The organism is Micromonospora sp. NPDC005174 (assembly GCF_040608495.1).
GTDB lineage: Bacteria > Actinomycetota > Actinomycetes > Mycobacteriales > Micromonosporaceae > Micromonospora.
In genome coordinates this window covers 65,569-79,647 of record NZ_JBEXIJ010000008.1, presented here as the reverse complement: position 1 = coordinate 79,647, position 14,079 = coordinate 65,569, and the positions used below count along the sequence as shown (strand labels likewise).

Genomic DNA, 14,079 nt, shown 5'->3' with positions numbered 1-14,079 from the left:
GCAGCAACTTTGCGGCATTTGTGGCGTTATTGTGCCTTGTGGTCATTGGTGTGACGTCCAGGGTCGTCAGCCCTGGCAGGGGCGGGGCGGTGCGAACCGTCCCGTCCGCCGACCCCGCCGTCCACCGGGACCGCTACCTGGACCTGCTGCGGACGCTCGCCCTGGGCCGCGTCGTGCTCTTCCACGTGACCGGTTGGGTCTGGCTGAGCCTGTTGGTGCCGGCGATGGGTCTGATGTTCGGCATCGCCGGCTCGCTGATGGCGGCGTCGCTGGACCGGCACGGTCCGTCGGCCGTGCGCCGGCGGCTGCGCCGGCTGCTGCTGCCGCTGTGGGCGTTCGGAGTGATCACCCTGGCGGTGCTCTCCTTCGGCTGGCGTCCGAGGGGCGTGGCCGGCTGGGCAGAGCTGCTCTGGTGGGTCCTGCCCCTGCGGGTGCCTCCCGTGGGCGGGCCGTCCTGGGCCTGGGCCTTCCACATCGGACTGTGGTACGTCGTCACCTACCTGTGGCTGGTGCTGATGTCGCCGGTCCTTCTGCGGGTGTTGCGTCGCTGGCCGTGGCCCAGCATCGGGGCCGCCACGGCCCTGCCGATCGGGATGCACCTCGCGGAGGTGCACACCGGATACTTCGTCGCCGCCTACCTGTCGTGTTGGCTGCTGGGCTTCGCCCACCACGATCGGCTGCTGCACCGCGTGCCGTTGCGCTGGTACGGCTGCCTCGTCGGGGGTCTGGCCGTGGCTGGCGGGACGTGGGTCGTGACCGCCATGGTGGCCGGCGTGGCGGTCGACCTCAACCACATCGCGGGTGGCACCACACTGTGGTCGATGGCCCTCGTCGCCGTGCTCCTGAGAGTGCGGCCCAGGCTCGTCGGCCGGGTGCCGCTGGACGCCGTGCTGCGATTCGTCAACGCGCGGGCGGTCACCATCTACCTGTGGCACATCCCCGCCAGCCTCGGGATGTTCCTGCTGCTCGCGCCGGTGCTCCCGTACACCTCGGTCGCCTCGATCACACTGCGGCTGGCCGGGGTGTGCCTACTGACCGTCGGGGCGGCGCTGCTGCTCGGCTGGATCGAGGACGTGGCCGCCCGACGTACCCCGACACTGGTGGGCCCTCGGTCGGGCGCCGCCGGTCGGCACCGCGCCGATCGACACCTCAGAGCTGGCCGACGTCGGTGATCCGCACGACCGCCGCGCCGACCTCGTCCGAGGCGACGAGGTCGATCTCGGCGCTGATGCCCCAGTCGTGGTCGCCGTCCGGGTCGTCGAAGATCTGCCGTACGGTCCACCGCTCCCGACCCTGCTCGATCATGAGCAGCGCCGGGCCGCGGGCGTCCGGGCCGACCCCGATCGAGTCGTACGCCTCGAAGTACGGCGCCAGGGCGTCGGCCCACGCGTCGTAGTCCCAGCCGTCCTCGGCGTCCAACTCGGCGAGCAGGTCCCAGCGGCGTAGCGCGGCCAGCTCGACGCGTCGGAACAGCGCGTTGCGCACCAGCACCCGGAACGCCCGCGCGTTGCGGGTCACAGCCGGCGGCCGATCGGTCAGTGCCGCGTGCGCCTGGGCCACCTCGGCCACGTCCGACGGGTTGCGCAGCCGCTCCCACTCGTCGATGAGGCTGGAGTCGACCTGGCGGACCAGCTCGCCCAGCCACTCGATGAGGTCGATCAGCTCCTCGGTCTTGGCGTCCTCGGGCACGGTCTGGCGCAACGTCTTGTACGCGTCGGCCAGGTAGCGCAGGACCAGGCCCTCCGAGCGGGTCAGCCCGTAGAACTGCACGTACTCGGTGAACGTCATGGCCCGCTCGTACATGTCGCGGACGACGGCCTTGGGGGAGAGCTGGTGGTCGGCGACCCACGGGTGGCCCTGCCGGTACATCTCGTACGCGGCCTCCAGCAGCTCCGCCAGGGGCTTCGGGTGGGTCACCTCGTCGAGCAGTTCGATGCGCGCCTCGTACTCGATGCCCTCGGCCTTCATGGCGGCGACCGCCTCGCCGCGCGCCTTGAACTGCTGCGCGGACAGGATCTGCCGGGGGTCGTCGAGGATCGACTCGATCACGCTGAGCACGTCCAGGGCGTACGACGGGGACTCGGCGTCGAGCAGCTCGATGGTGGCCAGGGCGAGGGGGGAGAGCGGCTGGTTGAGGGCGAAGTCGAGCTGGAGGTCGACGGTGAGGCGAATCCGTCGGCCCGTCTCGTCCGGCTCGGGCAGCTCCTCGACCACCCCGCCGGCGCGCAGCGCCCGGTAGATGGCGATGGCGCGGCGGATGTGCCGGCGCTTGGCGGTGGGCTCCTCGTGGTTGTCGGTGAGCAGGTGCCGCATCGCGGTGAACGCGTCCCCGGGGCGGCCGATCACGTTGAGCAGCATCGAGTGGCTGACCTGGAAGCTGGACGTCAGCGGCTCCGGCTCGGCGTCGACCAGCCGGTCGAAGGTGGGCTGCCCCCAGCCGATCGAGCCCTCCGGCGGCTTCTTGCGGACCACCTTGCGCCGCTTCTTCGGGTCGTCGCCGGCCTTGGCGAGCGCCTTCTCGTTGTCGATGACGTGCTCGGGGGCCTGCACCACGACCCGGCCGATGGTGTCGTAGCCGGCCCGGCCGGCCCGCCCGGCGATCTGGTGGAACTCGCGGTTCTTGAGCAGGCGGGTGCGGACCCCGTCGTACTTGCTCAGGCCGGTGAAGAGCACCGTGCGGATCGGCACGTTGATGCCGACGCCGAGGGTGTCGGTGCCACAGATGACCTTGAGTAGGCCGGCCTGGGCGAGGGTCTCGACGAGACGGCGGTACTTGGGCAGCATGCCGGCGTGGTGCACGCCGATGCCGTGCCGGACCAGCCGGGAGAGCGTCTTGCCGAAGCCGGAGGTGAACCGGAAACCGCCGATCGCCTGCGCGATCATGTCCTTCTCGGCGCGCGTGCAGACGTTGACGCTCATCAGTGCCTGGGCGCGTTCCAGCGCGGCGGCCTGCGTGAAGTGGACGACGTACACCGGGGCCTGCTTGGTCTCCAGCAGCTCTTCGAGCGTCTCGTGCAGCGGCGTCATCGCGTACGAGAAGATGAGCGGGACCGGCCGCTCGGCCGAGCGCACGACGGCGGTCGGCCGTCCGGTACGCCGGGTCAGGTCGTCCACGAACCGGGTGGTGTCGCCCAGGGTGGCGGACATCAGGATGAACTGGGCCTGCGGCAGCTCGATGATCGGCACCTGCCACGCCCAACCCCGGTCCGGCTCGGCGTAGAAGTGGAACTCGTCCATGATCACCTGGCCGACGTCGGCCCGCTCACCCTCGCGCAGCGCCAGGTTGGCCAGGATCTCCGCGGTGCAGCAGATGATCGGGGCGTCGGCGTTGACGCTGGCGTCGCCGGTCAGCATGCCGACGTTCTCGGCGCCGAAGACCTCGCAGAGCGCGAAGAACTTCTCCGACACCAGCGCCTTGATCGGCGCGGTGTAGAACGTCGTCCGGTTGTCGGCCAGGGCCGCGAAGTGCGCGGCGACCGCCACCAGGCTCTTACCCGAGCCGGTGGGCGTGTTCATGATCAGGTTCGCGCCGGAGACGATCTCGATGACCGCCTCCTCCTGATGGGGGTAGAGGTCGAGACCACGCTCCTTCGCCCAGCCGGCGAACGCGTCGAAGAGGGTGTCGGGGTCGGCGCTTGTCGGCAGCGCGGCGGTGAGCGTCATAGCCTGTCCATGGTGCCTGGATCATGCCCTCCGGCGCCAACCGGCGCTGTTTCCAGCGCGCAGCCGGACGATCAGTCAGCGCCGGAGGTAGATCAGATCGGCGACCGGCCGGCCGTCCGTGATCGCCCGCCGCTCGAACTTCGTCACCGGGCGGTGCGCCGGCCGGGGCGCGTAGCCGCCGTACGCGTCGACCAGCTCCGGGTCCGCGTCCAGGGTCTCCCGCATCGCCTCGGCGTACTCGGCCCAGTCGGTCGCGCAGTGCAGCACGCCGCCGGGGGCCAGCCGGGACCGCAGCAGCGCCACGTGGGCCGGCTGGATGATCCGCCGCTTGTGGTGCCGGGCCTTCGGCCACGGATCCGGAAAGAACACGTGTACGGCGGCCAGCGCACCCTCTGGCAGGCCGCTGACCAGCTCCAACGCGTCACCCCGCGCCACCCGTACATTCCCCAGGTCAGCGCGGTCCGTCAGGTCGAGCAGGTTGGCGATTCCCGGCGTGTGCACCTCGACCGCCAGATAATCTCGGTCCGGGTCGGCGGCGGCCATCGTGGCGGTGGTGTCACCCATGCCCGAGCCGATCTCCAGCACCACCGGGGCTCGGCGGCCGAAGAGGGCGGCCAGGTCGACGGGCTCGCCCGACACGTCCAGGCCGTACGAGGACCACAGCCGGTCCAGCGCCTCGGTCTGTCGGCTGCTCATCCGCCCCCGGCGGGGGTGGAAGGTGCGGATCATCCGGGCCGTAGGCGCGACGGTGGCGGGATCAGGGTCGGTGGTGGTCACAGCGACCCGAGCGTACGCGACGTCGTCCGCGGATCGGATGTGATGTGCGACCGGGAATGAGAGGATCCAGTTGGTACGGCAGGCCGGGCGGTCCGCTACCCGGCGCGGTCCGACGGCGTCGAGAGGGGGCATCGTGGCAGTGACCCGCGGCGGCGTGCTCCTGTCGGTGGCGACAGTGCTCGCCTTTCCCCTGCTGGCCACCGCTCCCGCACACGCCGCTCCTGCGGCGCTGTCGGCCCCCGCTGCCGCGCCCGCGCCGCAGCCCGGAGGCGTACCGGGTGGCGCTCCCCAACCCACTCCCGTGGTGGACGTCTTCGTCGAGGTGAGCCCGAGCACGGTGCAGCCCGGCTATCTGGTCGGCATCCGGGCCAGCTGTCGGGACAACTCGGTCGGCGCCACCGTCGTCTCGGACGCGTTCGGCGCGGTCGGCGTGCAACCGCAGGGCGGGGTGCTCACCGCCGCGCCGATGGTGCGCGAGCGCACCCGTCCCGGGAACTACCGGGTCAAGCTGGAGTGCCGCGACGGTGAGACGGCGTCGACCATGTTGCAGGTGGTGAAGACGGTGCCTTCCCCCCACCCCAGTCGAGGCCCGGCAACCGGCTTCGGTGGCAGTGCCGGGGGAGTTACCGGCAGGCTGCTGCTGCCCAGCGGCGCGGCGCTCACCGTCGCCGGGCTGGTCATCGCGGTGGTGGCCCTGCGTCGGCCCCGTGCCGTCCGTGGCCTCGGGCGCCGCTGAGCCCCGCCATGGAGATCTTCCGCCCCACACCGCCGCCGGACGGCTCGCGTCCGTCCGCCGGCTCGCGTCCGTCCGGCGGCGCGTGGCTGCCCGGCGATGCCCGCCTGCCCGACGATTCGCGCCCGCCCGCTGGCGCGGGGCCCTCCGCAGGGTCGGCGGTGTCCCGCTCGTCGCGTGTCTCCGGTGACCGTCCGGCGGTGGCCGCCCGTCCGCCGACCGCCGTCGCTCCCCGGCGCAGCCGTGCACCAGGGCGCAGCCCCTGGTCGGTGCCGCTGGCCGTGGTGCTGGTGCTGGTGGGCGTCTTCGCCACCGGCGCGGGACTGGGCCGTTCGGTCGGTCCGCTCGACCTGACTCCGGCCGGCGACGACCGTCCGCCCCGCAGCGAGACGGTCGGGCTGTCGGCCAGCCGCCCGGTACGACTCACCGTTCCGGCGATCAAGGTGGCCGCGCCGGTCGCGCCCGTCGGGCAGGCGCGGGACGGGACGATCGCCGTACCGCCGCTGGAGAAGCACAACGAGACCGGCTGGTACGACCGGGGGCCGACGCCCGGCGAGCCCGGTCCGGCGGTCATCGTCGGGCACGTGGACACCAAGAGCGGTCCGTCGGTCTTCTACGACCTGGGCAAGCTGAAGCCCGGTGACCTGATCGAGGTGGCCCGGGCGGACCGGTCGACGGTGGTGTTCAAGGTCGACACCGTCGAGCGTTTCCCGAAGGACCAGCTACCCGCCGAGCGCATCTACGGCCACGACGGACCGGCAGGGCTGCGGCTGATCACCTGCGGTGGCCAGTTCATCGGCGGTCGCACCGGCTACGCCGACAACGTGATCGCCTTCGCCACCCTCCAGTCGTCCCGCAAGCCCTGACCCGCGCCGGCCTTGCCTTGATCAACACGAGATCGGCGATGGTGTGGTGTCCCGGTAGCGCTGACACCCCCATTTCGCCGAACCCGAGTCGATCAAGCAGCGGGTCGTCGTAGAGCGTGGCGACCTGGCCGTGTTGGCTCCAGAGGAACAGCAGCGGGCAGGCGATCTTTCGGCTCTCTCGGTCGGCCTGGTCCTGGTCGTAGTCCAGCGTCGCCGCCGCCCGGAACTCCTCGCAGATCGCGTGCGCCCTGGCCTGATCACCGAACTGCCGCACGTAAGCCGCCCGTACCTCGGCGGGAAGGCGTCCTTGCCCTCCGGCCAGTTCTCCAGCATGTAGTCGACCAGCACCTCAGGCGTGGGTGGGGTGATACGTCCTTTGCTCTGCTTCAGCGGAGGAAACGCTCGTGGCCTTCCGGTGTCGCCTTGGTTGAAGCAGAGCAAAGGACGCATGCAGAGGCAGGACACGCGCAAAGCGCCGGCCGGGTGCAGAACGCAGGCCAGGCAGAGCGCGGGAGGCGTGCAGAGGCGGGACGCGTGTAGAGCGCAGGTCGGTGGCGACGACGGTGAAGTGCTTCGGCGAGCCGGGGCGCGACCCTGTGCCACATGAGGTGCGTCTCGGGGATGCCGTGCAGCAGCAGGAGGGGAGGTCCGTCGCCGCCACGCCGGCCATGGATCGTCGTGCCGGACGTGGCGATGTCGAATTCCTCGAACCCGTCGAACATGACCGGACGCTATCAGCGCACGTCACCGGCGGGACGGGGTTCCGTGGAGCCCGGGAGTGCCGGTCGGTGGTCAGGGCTGGGGGACGTGCAGGGCCACCTCGAACTCCAGGAGGGTCGCGCCGCTGGAGACCGGCGGGCGGGGCGTGTCGCCCTCGGCGGTGGCGTGGGCCTGGCGCGACGAACCCGAGGCCCAGGCCTGGTAAGCCTCCTCGCTCTCCCACCTCGTGTAGACGAAGTAGCGGGTTTCGCCGGCGACCGGGCGGAGCAGTTCGAAGCCGAGGAAGCCGGGGGAGCCTTCCACCGCGCCGGCCCGCGCCGCGAACCGCTTCTCCAACTCGGGGCCGGCGTTCGGGGGAACCTCGATTGCGTTGATCTTCACGACTGCCATCTGCCCACCCTAACCAGCGCTGACGGCCTCCGGTGGCGGCGAGCGGTCAGAACGCCTCGACCGCCGGAACGAGGTCCGCGTCGACCACGATCGGCGCGTGGTCGGAGGGGCCCTTGCCCTTGCGGGCCTCCCGGTCGACGTACGCCGAGCGGACCGCCCGGGCGAACGGCGCGGAGGCGTACACCAGGTCGATTCTCATGCCCTTGTTCTGGTGGAACATCCCGGCGCGGTAGTCCCAGTACGTGAACGGGTGCGGCCCCTTCATCGGCCTGGGCACCACGTCGTCGAGCCCGAGGTCGCGCAGCGCGGCCAGGGCGGCCCGCTCGGCCGGGGTGACGTGCGTGGAGTGGGTGAACACCGCCGGGTCCCAGACGTCGGCGTCGGTCGGTGCGACGTTGAAGTCGCCGGAGACGGCCAACGGCAGGCCGCCTGCCAGCTCCGCTTCCAGCGCGTCGCGCAGCGCCGCGAACCAGGCCAGCTTGTACGCGTAGTGCGGGTCGTCGGGCGTACGCCCGTTGGGGACGTACACCGACCAGACCCGCACCCCGGCGCAGGTGGCGGAGATGGCTCGGGCCTCCGGCTCGGGAAAGCCGGGCTCACCCGCGAAGCCGACGCGGACGTCCTCCAGGCCGACCCGGGACAGGATCGCGACCCCGTTCCAGCGGCCGTCGCTGTGGCTGGCGACGCGGTAGCCGAGCTCGCCCACCTCGGCCACCGGGAAGGCGCCGTCCGGGCACTTCGTCTCCTGCAGGCAGACGACGTCGGGTGCGGTGCCGGCCAGCCACTCCAGCAGCCGGGGGAGCCGTGCCTTCACCGAGTTCACGTTCCAGGTCGCCAGGCGCATGCCTCCACCCTGCCGCATCCGCCGCCACGACGCGGGCTGAGCCGCGCGCCGTGTCGGCGTCCGTGGCGGCGGAGGGCTGCCGGCTCAGTTGCCCTGGGTGTCGCCGGGGCGGGTCTGTTCGGCCAGGAACCGTTCCAGCTCCGCGCCGAGTTCGTCGGCGGTGGGCAGCGGACCGGCGTCCGGGGCGAGCAGACTGCGTTCGCCGCGGCCTCGGGCGAAGGCGTCGTACTGCTCTTCCAGTGCCTGGACCAGGGCGGCGGCGTCCTCGGTCTGGGCGACCTGCCGGTCGATCTCCACCCGGACCACCTCGGCGGCCGAGCGCAGACCGTCGCCGGGTAGCAGCAGCCCCGTGCTGCGGGACACGGCGCTCAGCAGCACCTCGGCGGCGGCCGGGTACTCGGTCTGCGCCACGTAGTGCGGCACGTGTGCGGCGAAGCCGAGCGCGTCGCGGCCCTGCTCGCCGAGGCGGAACTCCAGCAGGTGGCCGACGCTGCCGGGCACCTGGACCCGTTGCAGCCACGGCTCGTACCCGCTGATCAGTTCGGGGCGGGTGGCGTGGGCGGTCACGCCGGTCGGCCGGGTGTGCGGCACCGCCATCGGGATCGAGTTGAGCCCGACGGTGAGTCGTACGTCGAGCCGGGCGGCGAGCCCTGCGACGGCGGCGGTGAACCGCTCCCACTGAAGGTCCGGCTCGGGGCCGGTGAGCAGGAGAAACGGAGTCTCGTCGTCGTCGTGCAGCAGGTGCAGCTCCAGCTCCGGCGCGTCGAAGCTCTCCCAGTGGTCCTCGTTGAAGGTCATCACCGGTCGCCGGGAGCGGTAGTCGAAGAGCTGGTCCACGTCGAAGGTCGCGATCGGCCGGCCATCGAGCGAGGTGAGCAGTTGCTCGCGGGCGAGCCGGCTGGCGTTGCCGGCGTCCACGAACCCGGTGAGGGCCTGGATCAGGACCGGTTGCCCGAGTTCGGGCAGATCGTCGGTGAGCTGGTAGAGCTCGTGTGGGTCGAGCACCGGTGCGGACCTCCCTGGAATGTGCCTACTCGGATGCCGTCGCGACGGGTGGCACCCGGTTCGGGCAACGTACAGGCCATCCTGGTGCATTCCTGAGTCGGGCGATCCGTCGCCCGCCCGCTGGGCACGATCGGACGAACCACCCGATTACGCCAATCGGCCGATGGGCGGTTCAACCCAAAGGCCGAGTTTGTCGATCATGTCGGGTCGCGCGGTCCGATGTCCGTCCGTGTCGCCGTCCGTGTCGCCGCACGAGGTCCGCCGCTTTTCTCCGGTACGCGAGGTCCGTTCCTCGGGCGAGTCGACCGGCCCCGCTCGTCCACCGGGGTGACCCGATTCTGTGGCGAGGGCCACGTGATCACTGTGCGTGATCGGGGTTTCCGTCTGCCTAGCCTCGGCTGATGCGTGACGACGGCACCCTCGACGACCCGTACGCCCCGAGCAGCCCCACCACCGAAACAGGGGAAGGCACCTCAGCCGAACGGACAACCGCCGCGAGTCGGCTCCGGGCGTACGCCCGCGACCTGAGCGGCCGACGCCGCGCCCGGGTGGCACTCGCCACCGGCGTGGTCTGCTGTCTCGGTCTGGCCGCCGTCGCGCAGGTCCGGGACCAGGACGCCGACGCGCAGGCGACCGAGAAGACCTCCGGCGTCGAACTGGCGCAGCGCGCCGAGCAGCAGGCCGCGTCCCGCGGGCTCGACCGCTCGGCGGCCCCGTCCGCCACCCCGTCGGCGTCCGCCACCCCCGCCGACCCGGACGCCACCCCCCGCGCGCGCAAGGTCGTCCCGACGAAGCCGAGCCGCCCGGCGCCCGTCGCCGGTCTCGACAAGGCCCAGATGGAGAACGCCGAGGCGATCGTCCGCGCCGGCCGCAAGATGGGCATCCCGCGCCGTGGCCTGGTCATCGCGGTGGCGACCGCCATGCAGGAGAGCAACCTCTACAACGTCGCCAGCGGGGTCCTGCCGGAGTCGCAGGACTACCCGCACCAGGGCGTCGGCTGGGACCACGACTCGGTCGGACTGTTCCAGCAGCGCTCCAGCAGTGGCTGGGGGCCGGTCGGTCGGTTGATGGACCCGGAGTTCGCGACCCGGCAGTTCCTCACGGCACTTGAGCAGGTGCCCGGCTGGCAGCAGATGCGCCTCACCGACGCCGCCCAGGCGGTCCAGGTCTCCGCGTACCCGGAGTACTACCAGCAGCACGAGTGGCGGGCCACCCGGGTCGTCGACGCCATCGTTCCGAGCGGGCGGTAGCCTACCGACCACTGTGGACGGTGAGGGTTGAGCCTGTCGCGTCCCGGGTACATCCGTTGCGGGTTCGGGGTACACATGACTGAGGGATCACCGACAGGAGGACGACATGTCTCTGATGCAGCGGATCAGCACGTTCCTGCGATCACCCAAGGGTCAGCAGCTGGTGGACCGGGGCCGGCGCGAGCTGGCCAAGCCCGAGAACCAGCAGAAGCTCAAGGGGTTGGCCACCCGGCTGTCCAACCGCCGTCGCTGACCGCGTCACCGGCCGTCCTGCCCGTACCCACCTCTGGGGAGACCCGTTGACCGACACCCCGCCCGCCAACGGTCAACCCACGGCGCCCACCCCCGAGCCGGCGGCCGGTCTGCCGGCCGTGCCGGCGGCCGCCCCCGAGGGCCCGCCGGCCCGACTGTGGGACCGGATGCGCGACGATCCGCAGTACGCCCCGGAGCACCTCGCCCTGGAGGCGGTACGCCGACTCGGGCCGGAGGCCGCGCAGTGGGCCGGCCGGGCTCGCCACGACAACCCCGGCGTCTCGTCGGACGTCCTGGCCGACCAGGCGGTCCGCAAGTTCGTCAACCTGGCCCGCCTGTCCGGGGCGGTCTCCGGCGCGGCCGGGCTGCCGGGCGCCGTCCTCGACGTCGGGGTGCTGGCCTGGACCCAGGCGCGCATGGTCCTGCACGTCGCCGCCGCGTACGACGTCGACCCGCTGCACAGCGACCGGGCCACCGATCTGCTCGTGCTCCAGCGGGTGCACAAGGTCGCCGAGAGCGCCCGCCTCGCGCTCGGGGTGGCTGCCGGCCGGGAGCGCGCCGACGCGCTGTTCGGCCTGGGGGGCCAGCGTCCGCTGGGCCGGGTCATGGTGCAGCTCGGCGTCCGGCTGGCCCAGATGGCAGGTGTACGGGCGGCCAAGCGACTCGTCGCCAAGATCGTCCCGGGGGCCGCGATCGTGCTCGGCACCTGGGCCAACTCGTCCGCCACGAAGGATCTGGCCGAGCGTTCCCGGGCGCTCTACGGCCGCCGGGGCACCGACGTCCCGGAGCCCCGTCGCCGCTGACCCGCCCCTCGCGGGGTGGGCTCAGTCGGCCAGGCCGGAGGCGCGCCAGGTCACCTCGGCCAGCCGGTCCTGACCGGAGGCGTTGGGGTGGAACCAGTCCAGCGGGTTGAGCAGGTCCAGGGTGAACCGGACCCGGTGCGCCGCGCCGCCGTCGTGTCGGCAGCGCGAGCCGTACGCCCGGCAGGCCGCGACCAACTGCGCGTTGTACGCGTCGATCCGCTCCCGGACTGCGGCACGGCGGGCCTTGTCGGCGGGCGCGTTCGACGTCGCGTTGGCCAGCAGCGCCGGGCAGATGCCCCGCTTCCACACGCGCGTCGCCCGCCCGTCGTCGTGTCCGACCTCCCAGAGCCGGTACAGGTCGGGGATGCTCACCACCAGCACCCGGGCCTTCGGCCGGCCGGTGCGCAGTGCCCGCAGACCCCGGTCGACGTCCGCCCGGAACTGGGTCACCGACGTCATGGCGTCCACCCCGCCCCGGCAGATGTCGTTGGCCCCGATCAGCACCGTGACGTAGTCGGCGCGGTCGCGTACGGCTGCCTGGGCCTGGCCTTCGAGGGCGTCGGCGCGGGCACCGGGCCGTGCGTGGTTGTACGCCCGGCCGCGGATCGCCGAGTTCTGGTCGAGCAGCCGCCGGTAGTGGCTGTTCACCCGCAGGCCGTCCCCTGTCGACCAGGAGTTGCGCTCGCAGGAGGTGAGCACCAGGCAGGAGGCGAAGCCGGTGCTGATCGAGTCGCCGAGGGCGGCGATGCCGCCGGGACCACCGGACGAGGGCGTGCTCTTCGTGGGACGCGGTGACGCGGACGTGCCGCCCTCACAGGCCAGCGCCACCAGCGCGGCGAGGCAGGCCAGGGCGGCGACCCAGCGTCGAGGCATGACATCCCCCGTCTCGCAGCACAGAGCGACAGCTCGGTAACTCTATGCGCTGGACGTGGTCGGGCGGGAAGTTGCTGTCGGGTATGCGGCGAACGGGACCCGGACCTGCCGACGGGATGCTATAAGCGTTGCCACGTCGGGATTCGGCTACCGGTTAACCGCGCCGATCGGGGGTAGATCGTCAGGTATGACGAGATCGCAGCCCCGGCGCGCCCGTGGCACGGTCGGCCACGCGTACAGCGCCCTGAACCTCCGGCTCACCCTCGCCAGCTTCGGTCTGGTGATCATGGTGGTCTTCGCGGTGCTGGCGTTCTGGGCCGGCATCGCCTGGCTCGGCGTGCTCTGCGCGATCCTCGCCGCCGTAGCCGTGGTCGACCTGGTCGTGATCCAACGCCGCCGCGCCGCCCGCCGCCGCGAGGAGCCGGGCGTACGACACTCGCTGTTCGAGTGACAGGAGGACGAGATGCCCCACATCGCCACCACCAACCCCGCCACCGGTCAGGTGCTCAAGACCTACGAGGCGATGTCCACCGAACAGCTCGACGCCGCCATCGAGCGCACCGACCTCGCGTACCGGCACCTGCGCGGCACAGGCGTCGACGAGCGCGCCCGGTGGATGAACGCCGCCGCCGACCTCCTCGACGCCGAGCGGGACGAGATCGCCCGGATCATGACCACGGAGATGGGCAAGACGTACGCGGCCGCGCAGGCCGAGGTGACCAAGTGCGCCGCGGCCGCCCGCTTCTACGCCGACAAGGCGTCCGCGTTCCTCGCCGACCAGCCGGCCGACGCCGCCGCCGTGAAGGCGACCAGGGCGTTCATCCGTTACCAGCCGATCGGCGTGGTGCTCGCCGTGATGCCGTGGAACTTCCCGCTGTGGCAGGTGATGCGGTTCGCCGCCCCGGCGTTGATGGCCGGCAACACGGGCCTGCTCAAGCACGCCTCGAACGTGCCGCAGACCGCGCTGCTGCTGGAGGACGTGTTCCGCCGCGCCGGCTTCCCGGAGGGTGCGTTCACCACCCTGCTGGTCGGCTCGGACGCCGTCGAGCGCATCCTCGCCGACCCCCGGGTACGCGCCGCGACACTGACCGGCAGCGAGGCGGCCGGGCGCTCCATCGCCCAGATCGCCGGCCGGGAGCTGAAGAGGACGGTCCTGGAGCTGGGCGGCAGCGACCCCTTCGTGGTGATGCCCTCGGCCGATGTGGACCGGGCCGCCGAGGTGGCCACGACCGCCCGCTGCCAGAACAACGGCCAGTCCTGCATCGCCGCCAAGCGCTTCATCGTGCACACCGACGTCTTCGACGCGTTCGCCGAGAAGTTCGCCGCGAACATGGCCGCGCTGCGCGTCGGCGACCCGATGGACGCGGACACCGACGTGGGACCGCTGGCCAGCGAACACGGCCGCGACGAGGTGCACGCCCAGGTGCGCGACGCGGTGGACAACGGCGCGACGGTGCTCTGCGGCGGTGAGCTGCCCAGCGGCGACGGGTGGTTCTACCCGCCGACCGTCGTCACCGACCTGACGCCGCAGATGCGGATGTGGTCCGAGGAGGTGTTCGGGCCGGTCGCCGGCCTGTACCGGGTGTCGTCCTACGAGGAGGCGATCGAGGTGGCCAACGGCACGAGCTTCGGACTCGGGTCGAACGCCTGGACCCGGGACCCGGCCGAGCAGGAGAGCTTCGCCACCGACCTGGACGCCGGCAACGTCTTCGTCAACGGCATGACCACCTCCTACCCGGAGCTGCCCTTCGGTGGCGTGAAGAACTCCGGCTACGGGCGGGAGCTGTCCGAGCTGGGCATGCGGGAGTTCTGCAACACCAAGACGGTGTGGGTGGGCGAGGGGGCGGCGTCGGCCGGCGCCGGCGCGCACGCCGAGTAACACGCATCACCGGACGTCGTCGTG

14 protein-coding genes are annotated in these 14,079 nt (G+C 71.9%); 8 read left to right on the top strand and 6 right to left on the bottom strand.

The genetic code is table 11. The features are described from left to right. Window positions 1–89 precede the first annotated feature (89 nt). Window positions 90–1,172: an acyltransferase gene (locus ABZU91_RS12005; protein ID WP_355237870.1), complete on the top strand. Its 1,083-nt coding sequence runs from the start codon at window positions 90–92 to the stop codon at window positions 1,170–1,172. On the opposite strand, the gene ABZU91_RS12000 is transcribed toward ABZU91_RS12005, so the two are convergent. Together ABZU91_RS12000 and trmB are read right to left on the bottom strand one after the other, a co-directional pair. Then, window positions 1,150–3,663, bottom strand: coding sequence for a DUF3516 domain-containing protein (locus ABZU91_RS12000; RefSeq protein WP_355237867.1), 2,514 nt, complete (start codon window positions 3,661–3,663; stop codon window positions 1,150–1,152). The genes ABZU91_RS12005 and ABZU91_RS12000 overlap by 23 nt on opposite strands. Window positions 3,664–3,738: 75 nt before the next feature. Further along, the gene (trmB, locus tag ABZU91_RS11995) at window positions 3,739–4,392 is read right to left on the bottom strand and encodes a tRNA (guanosine(46)-N7)-methyltransferase TrmB (protein ID WP_355238293.1); all 654 of its coding nucleotides are present in this window, start codon (window positions 4,390–4,392) and stop codon (window positions 3,739–3,741) included. Window positions 4,393–4,570: 178 nt separating this feature from the next. Here trmB and ABZU91_RS11990 point away from each other — a divergent pair, with 178 nt between their 5' ends. Together ABZU91_RS11990 and ABZU91_RS11985 are read left to right on the top strand one after the other, a co-directional pair. Then, entirely contained in the window at window positions 4,571–5,176 is a 606-nt protein-coding gene (locus ABZU91_RS11990) for a hypothetical protein (RefSeq protein ID WP_355238291.1), read from the top strand. A 197-nt stretch (window positions 5,177–5,373) separates the two neighbouring features. Then, window positions 5,374–6,039, top strand: a complete 666-nt coding sequence (locus ABZU91_RS11985; protein WP_355238288.1) for a class F sortase — start codon at window positions 5,374–5,376, stop codon at window positions 6,037–6,039. 792 nt (window positions 6,040–6,831) lie between these two features. Here ABZU91_RS11985 and ABZU91_RS11980 read toward each other — a convergent pair. From ABZU91_RS11980 to ABZU91_RS11970, 3 genes are all read right to left on the bottom strand, one after another. Next, a complete protein-coding gene (locus ABZU91_RS11980; RefSeq protein WP_355237864.1) occupies window positions 6,832–7,149 on the bottom strand; it encodes an antibiotic biosynthesis monooxygenase in 318 nt (105 codons plus the stop codon). Window positions 7,150–7,195: 46 nt separating this feature from the next. Further along, entirely contained in the window at window positions 7,196–7,993 is a 798-nt protein-coding gene (locus ABZU91_RS11975) for an exodeoxyribonuclease III (RefSeq protein ID WP_355237861.1), read from the bottom strand. Window positions 7,994–8,077: 84 nt separating this feature from the next. Beyond that, complete coding sequence (locus ABZU91_RS11970) at window positions 8,078–8,998, bottom strand: PAC2 family protein (protein WP_355237858.1); 921 nt, start codon at window positions 8,996–8,998, stop codon at window positions 8,078–8,080. 401 nt (window positions 8,999–9,399) lie between these two features. Between ABZU91_RS11970 and ABZU91_RS11965 the strand changes: the two genes are divergently transcribed. The 3 genes from ABZU91_RS11965 (at window position 9,400) to ABZU91_RS11955 (ending at window position 11,303) form a co-directional block, all read left to right on the top strand. Continuing rightward, window positions 9,400–10,248 (top strand): peptidase M23, encoded by an 849-nt coding sequence (locus ABZU91_RS11965; protein ID WP_355237855.1) that lies wholly within the window; start codon window positions 9,400–9,402, stop codon window positions 10,246–10,248. A 106-nt stretch (window positions 10,249–10,354) separates the two neighbouring features. After that, window positions 10,355–10,501: a hypothetical protein gene (locus ABZU91_RS11960; protein ID WP_355237852.1), complete on the top strand. Its 147-nt coding sequence runs from the start codon at window positions 10,355–10,357 to the stop codon at window positions 10,499–10,501. A 46-nt stretch (window positions 10,502–10,547) separates the two neighbouring features. Further along, window positions 10,548–11,303 carry an EcsC family protein gene (locus ABZU91_RS11955; RefSeq protein WP_355237849.1) on the top strand — a complete coding sequence of 252 codons (756 nt, stop codon included), beginning with the start codon at window positions 10,548–10,550 and terminating at the stop codon, window positions 11,301–11,303. Window positions 11,304–11,324: 21 nt separating this feature from the next. Here the strand turns inward: ABZU91_RS11955 and ABZU91_RS11950 are convergent, their stop codons facing one another. Further along, window positions 11,325–12,176: a GDSL-type esterase/lipase family protein gene (locus tag ABZU91_RS11950; RefSeq protein WP_355237846.1), complete on the bottom strand. Its 852-nt coding sequence runs from the start codon at window positions 12,174–12,176 to the stop codon at window positions 11,325–11,327. A 187-nt stretch (window positions 12,177–12,363) separates the two neighbouring features. Between ABZU91_RS11950 and ABZU91_RS11945 the strand changes: the two genes are divergently transcribed. Both ABZU91_RS11945 and ABZU91_RS11940 read left to right on the top strand, forming a co-directional pair. After that, entirely contained in the window at window positions 12,364–12,627 is a 264-nt protein-coding gene (locus tag ABZU91_RS11945; protein ID WP_355237843.1) for a DUF6343 family protein, read from the top strand. A gap of 12 nt (window positions 12,628–12,639) precedes the next feature. Continuing rightward, window positions 12,640–14,055 (top strand): NADP-dependent succinic semialdehyde dehydrogenase, encoded by a 1,416-nt coding sequence (locus ABZU91_RS11940; protein ID WP_355237840.1) that lies wholly within the window; start codon window positions 12,640–12,642, stop codon window positions 14,053–14,055. Window positions 14,056–14,079: the final 24 nt, after the last annotated feature.

What these genes read in the sequence shown, in the direction of transcription:
- ABZU91_RS12000 (WP_355237867.1), bottom strand. Translation starts at nt 3,663, where the DNA reads ATGACGCTCACCGCCGCGCTGCCGACAAGCGCCGACCCCGACACCCTC.
- trmB (WP_355238293.1), bottom strand. Translation starts at nt 4,392, where the DNA reads ATGATCCGCACCTTCCACCCCCGCCGGGGGCGGATGAGCAGCCGACAG.
- ABZU91_RS11980 (WP_355237864.1), bottom strand. Translation starts at nt 7,149, where the DNA reads ATGGCAGTCGTGAAGATCAACGCAATCGAGGTTCCCCCGAACGCCGGC.
- ABZU91_RS11975 (WP_355237861.1), bottom strand. Translation starts at nt 7,993, where the DNA reads ATGCGCCTGGCGACCTGGAACGTGAACTCGGTGAAGGCACGGCTCCCC.
- ABZU91_RS11965 (WP_355237855.1), top strand. Translation starts at nt 9,400, where the DNA reads ATGCGTGACGACGGCACCCTCGACGACCCGTACGCCCCGAGCAGCCCC.
- ABZU91_RS11960 (WP_355237852.1), top strand. Translation starts at nt 10,355, where the DNA reads ATGTCTCTGATGCAGCGGATCAGCACGTTCCTGCGATCACCCAAGGGT.
- ABZU91_RS11950 (WP_355237846.1), bottom strand. Translation starts at nt 12,176, where the DNA reads ATGCCTCGACGCTGGGTCGCCGCCCTGGCCTGCCTCGCCGCGCTGGTG.
- ABZU91_RS11945 (WP_355237843.1), top strand. Translation starts at nt 12,364, where the DNA reads ATGACGAGATCGCAGCCCCGGCGCGCCCGTGGCACGGTCGGCCACGCG.
- ABZU91_RS11940 (WP_355237840.1), top strand. Translation starts at nt 12,640, where the DNA reads ATGCCCCACATCGCCACCACCAACCCCGCCACCGGTCAGGTGCTCAAG.